The sequence below is a fragment of the Dyadobacter sp. CY312 genome (genome assembly GCF_021390535.1).
Classification (GTDB): Bacteria; Bacteroidota; Bacteroidia; order Cytophagales; family Spirosomataceae; genus Dyadobacter.
This window is the reverse complement of the sequence record NZ_JAJUXG010000046.1, coordinates 1-13,641: the sequence shown is the minus strand read 5'-3', so window position 1 is coordinate 13,641 and position 13,641 is coordinate 1. Positions and strand designations below refer to the sequence as shown.

Annotated in this window: 9 protein-coding genes and 4 tRNA genes; 10 read left to right on the top strand and 3 right to left on the bottom strand. The window is 43.1% G+C overall.

From position 1 onward, the window contains the following. Positions 1–182: 182 nt before the first annotated feature. From LZG71_RS30215 to LZG71_RS30205, 3 genes are all read right to left on the bottom strand, one after another. Positions 183–256: transfer RNA gene (locus LZG71_RS30215), tRNA-Arg, on the bottom strand. 109 nt (positions 257–365) lie between these two features. After that, a tRNA-Pro gene (locus LZG71_RS30210) sits at positions 366–439 on the bottom strand. Positions 440–512: 73 nt separating this feature from the next. Then, positions 513–599: transfer RNA gene (locus tag LZG71_RS30205), tRNA-Ser, on the bottom strand. 130 nt (positions 600–729) lie between these two features. Between LZG71_RS30205 and LZG71_RS30200 the strand changes: the two genes are divergently transcribed. From LZG71_RS30200 to LZG71_RS30155, 10 genes are all read left to right on the top strand, one after another. Continuing rightward, positions 730–1,692 carry a VWA domain-containing protein gene (locus tag LZG71_RS30200; RefSeq protein ID WP_233826991.1) on the top strand — a complete coding sequence of 321 codons (963 nt, stop codon included), beginning with the start codon at positions 730–732 and terminating at the stop codon, positions 1,690–1,692. A gap of 40 nt (positions 1,693–1,732) precedes the next feature. Then, positions 1,733–2,440, top strand: coding sequence for a hypothetical protein (locus LZG71_RS30195; protein ID WP_233826990.1), 708 nt, complete (start codon positions 1,733–1,735; stop codon positions 2,438–2,440). A 16-nt stretch (positions 2,441–2,456) separates the two neighbouring features. Continuing rightward, positions 2,457–3,398, top strand: coding sequence for a phosphoribosylaminoimidazolesuccinocarboxamide synthase (locus LZG71_RS30190; RefSeq protein ID WP_233826988.1), 942 nt, complete (start codon positions 2,457–2,459; stop codon positions 3,396–3,398). A 213-nt stretch (positions 3,399–3,611) separates the two neighbouring features. After that, entirely contained in the window at positions 3,612–4,034 is a 423-nt protein-coding gene (locus LZG71_RS30185) for an STAS domain-containing protein (RefSeq protein ID WP_233826986.1), read from the top strand. 333 nt (positions 4,035–4,367) lie between these two features. Further along, a complete protein-coding gene (gene gltB, locus LZG71_RS30180; RefSeq protein ID WP_233826984.1) occupies positions 4,368–8,951 on the top strand; it encodes a glutamate synthase large subunit in 4,584 nt (1,527 codons plus the stop codon). A 91-nt stretch (positions 8,952–9,042) separates the two neighbouring features. Beyond that, the gene (locus LZG71_RS30175) at positions 9,043–10,551 is read left to right on the top strand and encodes a glutamate synthase subunit beta (protein ID WP_233826982.1); all 1,509 of its coding nucleotides are present in this window, start codon (positions 9,043–9,045) and stop codon (positions 10,549–10,551) included. A 172-nt stretch (positions 10,552–10,723) separates the two neighbouring features. After that, positions 10,724–11,347 (top strand): polysaccharide deacetylase family protein, encoded by a 624-nt coding sequence (locus LZG71_RS30170; protein WP_233826980.1) that lies wholly within the window; start codon positions 10,724–10,726, stop codon positions 11,345–11,347. Positions 11,348–11,421: 74 nt separating this feature from the next. Next, the gene (locus tag LZG71_RS30165) at positions 11,422–12,183 is read left to right on the top strand and encodes a TatD family hydrolase (protein WP_233826978.1); all 762 of its coding nucleotides are present in this window, start codon (positions 11,422–11,424) and stop codon (positions 12,181–12,183) included. A 20-nt stretch (positions 12,184–12,203) separates the two neighbouring features. Further along, positions 12,204–13,277, top strand: a complete 1,074-nt coding sequence (locus LZG71_RS30160) for an asparaginase (RefSeq protein ID WP_233826976.1) — start codon at positions 12,204–12,206, stop codon at positions 13,275–13,277. Between the two features lie 48 nt (positions 13,278–13,325). Further along, positions 13,326–13,412, top strand: a tRNA-Ser gene (locus tag LZG71_RS30155). Positions 13,413–13,641: the final 229 nt, after the last annotated feature.

The following is a 13,641-nucleotide window of genomic DNA, read 5'->3' as shown; positions in this document are numbered from 1 at the left end:
GGTACTCTACTAAAGGCAAGAAACTCTCCAAAACAAACTAGGTTGATTAAAAACACAAACCTAGAAAAATCCTATGCGCTCCACAAGTTTTTGACTTGACCCATTTTTGACTTGACCCAAAACAGCCTACATCATTTCACAAAAAAATGGCTACCCTTTTGAGGCAGCCATTGAACTTAACGTGATCCGGATGTGATTCGAACACATGACCTACTGCTTAGAAGGCAGTTGCTCTATCCAGCTGAGCTACCGGACCCTTTACTAAAACAAAATAGGCAGTCAGCGGTTCGCAGTCATCTGCATACGGCCTACTGCCTATTTTTGTTTACCATTTTCTGATCTTAAACCAGATTTTAACTCTTTTGTCGGGGAGACAGGATTCGAACCTGCGACCCTCTGGTCCCAAACCAGATGCGCTACCGGGCTGCGCCACTCCCCGAGTTATTTTCCCAATAATTTGATTTTAAATTTTGCTAATCTTAAAATCAAATTCATCCAAATTAGAAACAGTGTAGAGGAAGCGGGATTCGAACCCGCGGTACCCTTGCGAGTACGGCAGTTTAGCAAACTACTGGTTTCAGCCACTCACCCATCCCTCCTTCTTTCCGTTCTGGGTTGCAAATATAGGAGGTTGTCAATTACAAAAGCAAACATTTAAGTGAAAAAACTTTATCAGGAGCGATAAAACCCCTATTTTTGAAAAACTTTAAATTACACAAAACGTTCAGTATGAACTGGAATTACCCAATAGGGAGCACAGAATATTTTTTCATTTTTTTTTTCCTTCTCGTATACGTTGCCTATATAATCCGTACAATTCGTGTTGCACGCCAATTAAAAACCACTGCACGAACCATCATCATCAAGCTCTTCTTACGTAGTGTTGCTCTGGTTCTGCTCATCATAAGTTTGCTCGGGCCATCCTTTGGAGAAGCAGAAAGAGAAATATCGGCAAAAGGAAAGGACATATTAATGCTTGTTGATTTATCCAGATCCATGGACGCGGCCGATGTAAACCCATCCCGCCTGGAAAAAGTTAAGTTTGAGATGAATCATTTCATACAGAACCAACGGGCAAACAGAATTGGAATCATTGTTTTTTCTAATGAAGCGTTCGTACAAGCTCCGCTTACGTACGACGTCGCTGCACTTGAACTTTTCATTCATTCTCTTCAGACAGACCTGCTACCAACCAGTGGAACCAATATTTGCTCAGCCGCAGAGTTGGCTTTTAATAAACTAATGAACGGGACGGACCCCACAAGCCGGTCAAAAATGGTGATTGTTTTTACAGACGGCGAAAACAGAGGCGATTGCAGCAGAAGCCTTTACAACAATCTGAGACGCTTTGGAATCGGCACTTATGTAGTGGGAGTGGGAACAAAAAATGGGATCAGTATTCGCGCCAACGGAAAACCGCTTCAGGATCAAAGCGGAAAGATTGTGATCACAAAACTGGATGAAGGATTTCTGCAATCATTTGCCGCGAACGCCAAGGGGGATTATTATGAGCTCAGTAACTCCAAGAATGAGGTGGGCAGGATGATCACCGATATCAATAACGCGGAAGGAACCTTGGTTGATTCCAGAACGGTAACTGTGGCGAGCAATAAATACTATTATTTTTTGGGTGCGGCACTGATTTTAATCCTGCTCGACGTGTTAATTACCATCGGAACGTTTCGTCTCTAACGATCTCTTCTTATTTTTGTGCATCAAACATTGTTTTTTCATGACATCACTCATCCTTTATGTATTGCTATGGCTCATGGACAATCGAAACTTCGATTCCATAACCAAAGCCAACGAAAGGAAAGCGGGTGCCGAAAAATCTTATGAAAACAAACAATATCTGCGGGCCGCGGAGCTATATCATCAGATCACCTATGGTTCTTTATTCTCTGAGCCGGCAGCCAGATTAAACATGGCTCATTCCTATTTCCTGGCCGGGAAATATAACCTTGCCCTGCAACAGTACCGGTTACTGAGGCGCGTGGACGATAAAAGAATCGCTTCCGCAGCCAATCAGCAGATTGCGTTAATAAAAGTAAACCAGAAGGATACAGCATCTGCCCTAACCAGTTTAAAGGAAGCTCTGCAAATTGAGCCTGGTAATGATGTAGCGAGGCATAATTTTATCATTTTAAAAAACAAATATTCCGGCCTGGAACTGATGCCAGCGCAAAAAGCCGTAAAAAAGAAAACAGAACAACTGGCAAGCACACAGACTCCACCGGTGAACAAACCGGCAAATACCGAGGTGGAAGAAAACGTAAAACGGGATCAGCTGCTTCAAAGTCTGAAAGCAATGAATATGTCTGAGGATCAGGCACGGGCAATATTGGATGCAATGAAATCGAACGAATCCCAATATATTTACCAGCTCCGACGAAAGCAGTATGCAAAGAAAACGGAGCAGAACGAGCAAATTGAGTGGTAATTTTTATAAAAAACCAATGAACAGTATATCAGAAACCAACTTCCAGTTTCCAAATCAGACGGCCTTCTACAAAGGAAAAGTGCGCGATGTTTATTCCTTCGAAAAGCACCTGGTGATGGTAGCAACGGATCGTATATCCGCATTTGACGTAATACTTCCCCGCGCTATACCTTTTAAGGGACAGGTGCTGAATCAGATTGCTGCATATTTTCTCAATGCCACTTCTGACATTGTTCCAAACTGGCTGGAAGAGGTTCCGGACCCGAATGTGACCATTGGCGTTAAATGTGTTCCCTTCCCGGTCGAAATGGTAGTGAGAGGTTATCTGGCTGGTCATGCATGGCGCGAGTATTCCGCAGGAAAAAGAAGTGTATGCGGGGTTAGCCTGCCCGATGGATTGAAGGAAAACGACAAACTTCCTGAACCGATCATTACACCGACAACCAAAGCGCACGAAGGACACGACGAAGATATTTCCAGAGAAGAGATACTCAAACAAGGTCTTGTGAGTGCAGACGATTACGAGCATCTGGAAAGATATACCCTTGCGTTGTATCACAGAGGAGCCGAAATGGCTGCTGCCCAGGGTTTGATATTGGTTGACACCAAATACGAATTCGGAAAAAAGGAAGGTGTCATTTATCTGATCGATGAAATTCATACTCCTGATTCTTCACGGTATTTTTACAAAGATGTATATGCCGAAAATCAGGCAGCGAATCTTCCTCAAAAACAACTTTCAAAGGAGTTTGTGAGAGAATGGCTGATCCAGAATGGCTTCCAGGGGAAAGAGGGACAAACGATTCCAACCATGGATGACGATAGAATACAACTTATCTCAGATCGCTACATTGAGCTTTATGAGAAGGTAACAGGTATAAAATTCCAAAAAAGCAAAACAGAAAATCCTGTTGCAAGGATTGAAGCAGCTATATTGAAAGCATCCGAAAAGTTTTAATTGATTTTTTAACTAAGCAAAAATATTTTTTGGTTTAGAGCCTGTTTAAAATTCATTCTGTAATTTGTTTATGCTATTTTTTGAGTACATCTGCGCCAAGTTTTTTCGCAATAGCTCGCTATTCCATCAAAAACTTGTCTTGTTTCCTTCAAAAAATAAGCTATAAACAATTTTACATTCTAAATTTAAACAGGCTCTTAAAATGAAATTGCCATGAACCATAAACTTGAAAAAAAAGAGCAATACGTATTTATAGATCTTGAAGAACCGGCATTTGCTGATGACATTCCGGCTTCATTTGAAGAAACAGCAAGATCACTTTTCCGTGAAGGATACCACAACCTCATTGTGAATATGCAATTGACCAAATCTGTAGATACCGCAGGTACAGCTGTGCTGAAAAAGGTTAACTGGCTTTGCGCAAACGACCTGGGTTTACTAGTTCTTGTAACCCGTGACGATGATTTTATAGATACGCTTGAAGCATTGAAAATTCCGGACATCAACATTCTGCCCACAAAAGAAGAAGCGATCGACGCCGTTTTTATGCATGATCTTGAAAATGAGTTCGGTGCTGGTGATGATGACTACGACGACGAGGATTATGAAGGCGTGAGTGAATCGAGCGAGCCCTGAGCGCTTCTCAAACCAACGAATATAGAAATCTCATCCTCGTACGGGGGTGAGATTTTTTGTTGTACAAACGTATAACCCATTTCCAAATTTTGAACATTTTAACGCCTTTGTTATCATGTTATCAATATTTTGAGATTATTTGTAATAAAAGAATCAAAAATGGCGAATGAAAGAAAATTTTGTCATTTGTGTATTCCACCAAATATTTTTTATGATTATCTTGCGAGGCTTTACCCTATTCGTAACACAAGAGAGGTTTAGCAATTTTTTTCAAGTGCTTATTTATAAAAATTCTATATACGAATTTGTTAATTACTCTACACTCTTCGATATATGTCGCAAATGTCTGAACCAATGGTAGAAAATCAGGGACTTTACCGTCCGGAATTTGAGCATGATGCATGTGGAATCGGTTTCCGGGCTAACATCAAAGGCCGCAAGTCACACCAGATCGTAGCTGATGCAATTCACATGCTTGAACGCATGGAGCATAGAGGCGCCACAGGTTTTGACCCCAACACGGGAGACGGGGCTGGTATCTTAATACAGATACCCCATGAATATTTTGTTGACGAGTGTTTACAGCTCGGTTTTCAGCTGCCGCCGGCTGGTGAGTATGGTGTAGGGATGATATTTTTCCCTAACGATGAAACAATGCGTGAAGAATGCCGCGATATTCTGAACCGCAAAGTTAAAAAGCTTGGATTACACCTGCTTGGTTACAGAAAAGTACCAACTCTGAACAACACGCTTGGAGAAGGTTCATTGTCTGTTGAGCCGCATGTAGAGCAACTTTTTATAAAACGCCCGGACGATGTAACAGAAGACCTTGCGTTTGAACGCAGGCTTTATATCCTTCGTCAGGTTTCTGCACGACTTATTACGGATACGGTCAAAGGGTCGAAAGGAAAGTTCTATTACTCTTCTTTGTCTTGCCGTACCATTTCATATAAAGGTCAGTTAACTACTGCCCAGTTAAAGTATTATTTCCCGGATCTGGAAAACGAAGCGGTTGTTTCTGCATTGGCTGTGGTTCACTCCCGCTTTGCAACCAACACTTTCCCGGCATGGGAACTAGCTCAGCCTTTCCGTTACATTGCCCACAACGGTGAGATCAACACTGTTAAAGGAAATGTGAACTGGATCAGAGCCGGAGAAAAATCTTTCTCTTCCGAATTTTTCAGCAAAGAGGAAATGGATATGATCCTGCCTATTTGCGACAGAAACCAGTCCGATTCCGCTAACCTTGATAATGCCATTGAACTGCTTCACCTTTCGGGGAGGTCATTACCGCACGTAATGATGATGCTGGTTCCGGAGGCTTGGGATGGTAACGATCAGATGGATCCCGAAAGAAAGGCTTTCTACGAATATCATGCTGCGATTATGGAGCCCTGGGATGGTCCGGCTTCTATCTCTTTTACAGATGGTAAAATGGTGGGAGCAACGCTGGACAGAAACGGACTTCGTCCTTCGCGCTACTGGGTACTGGATGATGACACCATCATTATGGCATCGGAAGCTGGAGTACTGGAAGTTGATCAGGCAAAGATTGTTACAAAAGGACGTTTGCAGCCAGGCCGTATGTTCATTGTGGACATGGAGCAGGGACGCATTATTCCTGATGAAGAAGTGAAAGCAACTGTTTGCTCAGGTCAGCCTTATCAGCAATGGCTTGACGAATACAAATTGCACGTTGACCAGCTTGACGCACCAATAAGAACGTATCGTCCATACGAAGAAAATGCTTTGCTGAAACGTCAGGTTGCATTTGGTTATACTTCTGAGGATTTGCGTATGATCCTTGCGCCAATGGGCCAGACTGGTCTTGAAGCGATCGGTTCTATGGGAACAGATGTGCCGCTGGCTGTACTTTCCGAGCAAAGCCAACACCTTTCCAACTACTTCAAGCAGCTTTTCGCGCAGGTAACTAACCCTCCGATTGATTCAATCCGTGAGCGTGCAATAATGTCGCTGATCTCATTTGTAGGTGGAACCGAAAACATACTTACAGAGACACCGAAACATTGCCGTCAGATCGCCTTGCAGCATCCTGTGCTTACCGTAACTGAATTTGACAAGTTGCGTTTTGTAGATAAAGCAGGTTTCCAGGCAAAAACGATCAATACGTATTTCCGTGCCGACGAAGGTGGAAAAGCGCTTGAGAGAGCGTTGGACAGAATTTGCCGCTATGCAACGGATGCAATTGAAGATGGTTTTGAGATCATTATCCTGTCCGACCGTGCCATCGACTCTGACCACGCACCAATTCCTTCATTGCTTGCAACTGCTACCATACATCACCACCTGATCCGTGAAGGATTAAGAGGGAAAGTTGGTCTTTTGGTTGAAGCGGGCGACGTTTGGGAAACACACCATTTCGCAACCCTGATCGGTTACGGAGCTGCGGGTGTTTGTCCTTACATGGCGTTCGAAACTCTTTCTTATATGAACAGAAAGAGCATGATCGACGAAGGATTTACGGACGAAAAATTACATTACAACTATATCAAGGCTGTAAATAAGGAGTTGCTTAAAATCTTCTCTAAAATGGGTATTTCTACCTTGCAGTCATACCAGGGCGCACAAATTTTCGAATGTGTTGGTCTGAACAAAGATGTGGTAGACCGTTATTTCACAGGAACCATTTCCCGGATCAAAGGAATGGGTATATCGGAGATTGCACGTGAGATTCTGGTACGTCACAAAGTGGCTTATCACGAAACGCCTGAGCAGCATCCGAAACTGGAAGTGGGTGGTTTTTACCAATGGAAACAACGCGGCGAAGCGCACATTTTCAATCCGCAGTCTGTTCACCTTTTACAGCAGTCTACCAGAACCAACAGTTATGAGCAATTCAAGAAATTCTCTAAACTGATTGACGATCAAAGTCATAAGGCGCTTACGTTGCGTGGTTTACTTCGTTTCAAAAAAGGAAATCCTATTCCGATTGAAGAAGTTGAGCCAGTTGAAAATATATTTAAAAGGTTCGCTACTGGAGCCATGTCTTTTGGTTCAATTTCGTGGGAAGCACATACAACGCTTGCCATTGCGATGAACCGCATCGGGGGAAAATCGAATTCCGGTGAAGGTGGTGAAGATGAATTGAGATACACCAAGTTGCCAAATGGCGACAGCATGAATTCTCAGATCAAGCAGGTTGCTTCCGGACGTTTTGGGGTAACCAGCCATTATTTGAGCAATGCAGGTGAGTTGCAGATTAAAACTGCACAAGGAGCAAAACCAGGTGAAGGCGGTCAGTTGCCAGGATTTAAAGTGGATGACTGGATCGGGCGTACGCGTCACTCGACTCCGGGTGTAGGGCTTATCTCCCCTCCTCCTCACCATGATATTTACTCGATTGAGGATTTGGCTCAGTTGATATTTGACCTAAAAAATGCGAATAAAGCAGCCAGAATCAGTGTGAAACTGGTTTCTGAGGCTGGTGTAGGTACGGTTGCTTCCGGAGTTGCGAAAGCACATGCTGACCATATTCTGATATCAGGTTATGATGGAGGAACAGGAGCTTCTCCTTTAAGTTCTATTCGCCATGCAGGTTTGCCATGGGAGCTTGGATTGGCGGAAACGCACCAGACACTTGTACGTAACAAATTGCGTGGACGTGTTACGGTTCAGGCCGACGGTCAGCTTCGTACTGGTAAAGACCTTGCCGTTGCGGCTCTGCTTGGTGCAGAGGAATGGGGTGTTGCTACTGCGGCACTTGTAGCGGCTGGTTGTATCATGATGCGTAAGTGTCACCTGAATACCTGTCCAGTTGGTGTTGCTACACAGCGTAAAGAATTGCGCGCATTGTTCTCGGGTAAGCCTGAACACGTGGTAAATATGTTCACTTTCATGGCAGAAGAATTGCGTGAGATTATGGCGCAGCTTGGTTTCCGTACTGTGAATGAAATGGTTGGACAGGCTCAGTATCTGGAACTTCGCAATGACATCAAACATTGGAAGTATAAAAACCTGAACTTTGATGCCATCCTTTACAAAGAAGGAAACATCAATGTAGCTCAGTTTAAGCAGGAAGAGCAGGATCACGGTATAGACGCCATTATTGATCTTGAACTGATCAAAGCTGCTAAAACGGCGTTGGAAACTAAAGAAGAAGTTTACGGAGAATTCCCGATAAACAACCTAAACCGTGCCGTTGGAACCATGCTTTCTAACGAGATTTCTAAAAAACACGGAGGTGTTGGTTTGCCTAAAGGAACCATTCATTACAAATTCCGTGGAACTGCCGGACAAAGTTTCGGTGCGTTCAATACATCCGGACTTCGTCTGGAACTGGAAGGCGATGCGAACGATTACTTCGGAAAAGGGCTTTGCGGAGCTGAATTAGTTGTTTATCCGGATCGTGATTCCAAATTCAAACCAGAACACAACATCATCGTTGGAAACGTAGCGTTTTATGGTGCTACTTCCGGTGATGCCTACATAAGAGGAACGGCAGGAGAGCGATTCTGCGTACGTAACTCCGGTGCCAAGGTTGTTGTGGAAGGTGTGGGTGATCACGGTTGCGAATACATGACTGGCGGACTTGCCATTGTATTGGGAGAAACAGGACGAAACTTTGCCGCGGGTATGTCGGGAGGAGTTGCTTATGTGCTTGACAGAAATGGAGATTTCAGTGAAAAAGTGAACATGGAAATGGTTGCACTTGATCCATTGAATGAAGAAGATCAGGGCATCCTGCGTGAATATCTTGACAAACATTTCCAGTACACAACCAGTAATGTTGCATTCCAGCTTATCCAGAATTGGGAAGAATCGGTGAAGCTTTTTGTGAAAGTGTTGCCATCTGATTTCAAGAAAGCGCTTGAAGGACGTGGTATATCACTGGCGCAGCAAATAGCTGACAAAAATGTAGTGTATCAGGATATTGTTGTGGATGTTGATCATCTGTAACAAGTAGCCGGTAGCTATTGGCTGTAAGCTTTGGTCGGCTGAAAATCACAAAACGGCCCAATTCAATCACGATTAATTTGAAATAATAATAATGGGAAAACCAACCGGATTTTTAGAGTTTGAAAGGGAATTGCCTAAGAAAAGAGCAGTAGAAGAGCGTATCAACGATTACAAAGAAATAGAAACTGCTCCGACTGACGCCCATTCGAAACAACAATCTGCCCGTTGCATGGACTGCGGGATCCCTTTTTGCCACAACGGCTGTCCGTTGGGAAATATCATCCCTGAGTTTAATGATGCTGTTTATGACAGCAACTGGGGACTGGCATACGAGATTCTTTCTTCGACCAATAATTTCCCTGAGTTTACAGGGAGAATTTGCCCGGCGCCATGTGAAGCCTCATGTGTATTGGGTATAAACAAACCGCCGGTTGCAATTGAATACATTGAAAAGGCAATTATCGAAAAGGCATTTGAACTGAATCTGGTAAAACCGCGTATCCCGAAACATCGCACCGGCAAAAAAGTTGCTGTGGTGGGTTCCGGACCAGCAGGACTGGCTGCGGCTAGTCAGTTGAATCAGGCGGGGCATACGGTGGTATTGTTAGAGCGTGCTGACCGTATGGGAGGTTTACTCCGCTACGGAATTCCTGATTTCAAACTGGACAAATACGTTATTGACCGTCGTTTGGAAGTAATGCGGCAGGAAGGAATTGAATTCCGTACCAGCGTAAATGTGGGTGTGGATATCAAAGCCAGCGAATTGCAGGACGATTTTGATGCGGTGGTTCTGACAATGGGATCGACTGTGCCAAGAGATGTGAAAATCGAGGGACGTCATTTCAAAGGCATTCATTTTGCAATGGAATTCCTTAGTCAGCAAAATAAAAGGGTTGCCGGTATTGATACTGTGGTGGATCACCGTGGTGCGAAATACAGCAATGGTGACCTGCTTGCTACTGGCAAAAACGTTGTGGTAATTGGTGGAGGTGATACTGGATCTGACTGTGTTGGAACATCTGGCCGTCATGGAGCGAAATCCATTACGCAAATTGAATTGATGCCAATTCCTCCAAAAGAACGTGATTCAAGCACACCCTGGCCAAACTGGCCGATGATGTTGCGTACATCTACGTCTCACGAGGAAGGCTGCGACAGACATTGGTCTATCAATACCAAGGAATTTATAGGTGACGAAAACGGACATTTGAAAGCAATCAAGATTGTTGATCTTGACTGGCAAAAAGATCCTGAAAACGGACGCATGCAAATGAAAGAGGTTGCAGGAAGCGAAAGAACAATACCTTGTGAACTTGCTTTGTTCGCTGCTGGTTTCCTTCATCCGCAACAGGAAGGTTTACTTACTGACCTTGGTGTTGAGTTTGACGAAAGAGGAAACATCAAATCTCATGGTTACCAATCCACTACAAATGAGAAAATATTCGCCGCAGGTGACTGCCGTCGCGGACAATCCCTGGTAGTATGGGCCATAAGTGAAGGACGTGAGGCTGCCCGTGCGGTTGATGAATTCCTGATGGGCGAATCGTTTTTGGAAGCAAAAGCAGTTTCCATGCTTAATCCTTCTTTCGCTCACGTTTAGAACAAGAATTAACCTCTATTTCGAATAAAATACCCTGAAACCGCGCAGCAATGTGCGGTTTCTCTTTTTCCAAACCATCAATGGCGTTTTCCTACGCCACTTTTCTGCAAGTGATCCTTATCTTTGGACTATAATTTGAACAATTCGAAGCGATTTCCATAAATCTAAATCAATGTTTCTGCATTATTCTCCTTTTTGGTTAAAAGCGATTTATCCCCGTTACATCTGGCATGTTCCGGTTAAGGAGGATAAAATTTTCCTGACATTTGATGATGGACCGATACCGAAAATAACTGAATTTGTACTTGATCAACTTCGTGATTTTAATGCAAAAGCCACCTTTTTCTGTATTGGGGATAATGTCCGCAAACATCCGGATGTGTATCAGAAGTTGCTGAATGAAGAGCATTCTGTGGGGAATCATACATATAATCACATGAATGGCTGGAAAACACAGGACAGTGTCTATCATGAAAATATATCTCTCTGTGACCAGCAGCTTGGGATTACCACCAAATTGTTCCGACCACCGTATGGCAGAATCAAAAGAGCGCAGGCCAAATTGTTACCAAAAGAGCGCGAAATCATAATGTGGGATGTATTGAGCGGCGACTTTTCAGCTCAGGTAAGTAAGGAAGTTTGTCTTTCCAAAAGCATAAAATATACCAAGCCAGGCTCCATCATATTATTTCATGACAGTCTGAAAGCTGCAAATAATATGATGTATGCTCTACCCAGGTTTCTGGAACATTTTTCTCAAAAGGGATACAAATTTGAAGCACTTTCGATGTCCTGAAAATTAAAATTGAATAGGCAGGATTTAAAATGAAATAGTAAATACGAGCGTACAGCTCTCCAATACAAGAAATAATGATAGAAACGCATGCGCATATTTATAGTGATGACTATGTAGAAGATCGGGATCAAATGCTGGAAAGAGCCTGGGCAGCAGGAATAAAACAGATTTGGATGCCGAATTGTGACCACACCACAATTGAACCTATGATGGCACTGGCTGACCAATATCCTGATCAATGCCTTCCAATGATTGGTTTACATCCGTGTTACGTTAAAGAAGACTTTGAAAATGAACTCAGTATTATAGAAAACTGGCTCGAAAAAAGGAAGTTCATTGCAATCGGAGAAATTGGAATGGATCTGTTTTGGGATAAAACCTTTGTGAAACAACAGGAAGAGGCATTTCTATATCAATGTAAGTTGGCCCGGAAACACAACCTCTGGATTGACATTCACAGCCGAAACGCTTTTGCTGAAACAGTAGCACTCATTGAAAAATTTGCTGACCCGGCGCTAACCGGCATATTCCATTGTTTCACAGGAACTTTGGAAGAGGCGCAAAAGACCATAGAACTGGGTTTCAAAATTGGCGTTGGAGGTGTTGCTACCTTCAAAAACGGCGGTCTGGATAAAGTCCTCCCCTTTATTGATCTTGAACACGTTGTCCTGGAAACCGACAGTCCCTATTTGGCACCGGTTCCATATCGTGGCAAGAGAAATGAGGTTGCATACATCGATCTCGTAGCGCAGCGTGTTGGAGATTTGAAAGCGATTTCAAAAGAAGAAGTAATATCTGTAACAAGCCAAACAGCATTGGCAATGATTGCGGCATAGTATAAAAAATGATTTAGAAGATGTCATACAATACAATTCACATTAACCCGATTTCTCCTGAGCCTGCGCAAGGATCCGTTTTGGTGATCTACACCGGAGGAACTTTGGGAATGGTCTACGAAAGCAAAGGCAAACAGCTCGTTCCCTTCAATTTCGATCAGATCATTGAAAAAGTGCCTGAGATCAGCAGATTAAGCTTTGGGATTACATTTCTCTCTCTGAAAGAGCCCATCGATTCGTCCAATGTGAATCCTGCGATTTGGATAGAACTGGCAGGCATCATAGAAGAAAATTATGAGGCTTATGACAGCTTTGTAATATTACACGGCACCGATACCATGGCCTACACGGCCTCCGCTCTAAGTTACCTGCTCGAAAACCTGAATAAACCGGTAATTCTAACAGGTGCCCAGCTTCCCATTGGAGTTGCACGGTCAGACGCGCGTGAGAACTTCATTACTGCCTTAGAGTTGGCTGCGGCTAAAACTGAGGATCAAAAGCCTGTATTTTCGGAAGTCTGCATTTATTTCAATTCGCAATTGTTGAGAGGCAACCGTTCCAAAAAGCAGGAAAGCTCGGACTTCAATGCATTCCATTCTGAAAACTATCCATATTTGGCCAATGCCGGCGTTCAGATTGAATATAATTTCCCTTTCATAAAACCGCAGGAAGAATTGGCACCGCTTCATGCTCACAAACTTTTGGATACGAATGTAGCCTTCATTAAAATGTTCCCCGGCATCAGTGAAAAAGTAGTACAGTCGATTTTAGGAATTGAAGGTTTGAGAGGTGTTGTACTGGAAACGTATGGAGCTGGTAACGCAACTACGGAAGCCTGGTTTCTTGAATCAATACGAACAGCCATTGAAAAAGGTATAGTAATTTTCAATGTTTCCCAATGCGACGGAGGCAAGGTCACACAAGGTCATTATCAAACCAGTAAGTACCTGAAACAAGTTGGTGTGGTAAGTGGATCGGATATTACCGCAGAAGCAGCCATTACTAAAATGATGTACATATTCAGCAAAGAAAATGATGTACAAAAATGTGCTGAACAGCTTGGGAAACCATTGCGTGGCGAAATGAGTATCTGATTTGTTTATTAAATATCTTACGCTATCTTTGCACCCTGTTAACCACAAAGAGAGGTGTCCGAGTGGTTGAAGGAGCTACCCTGGAAAGGTAGTATATGGGTAACTGTATCGAGAGTTCGAATCTCTTCCTCTCTGCAATAAGCAATTGCAAAACATTCAAAACCCTGTTAAATTATTTTAACAGGGTTTTTTGTTGATTACAATTCAGTAAAATATTCAAAAATAGGATCAAGTCATAAACTTGTGGAGGGCATAGGATGGGTCAAGTCAAAAACTTGTGGAGCGCATAGGATTTTTCTAGGTTTGTGTTTTTAATCAACCTAGTTTGTTTTGGAGAGTTTCTTGCCTTTAGTAGAGTACCTGT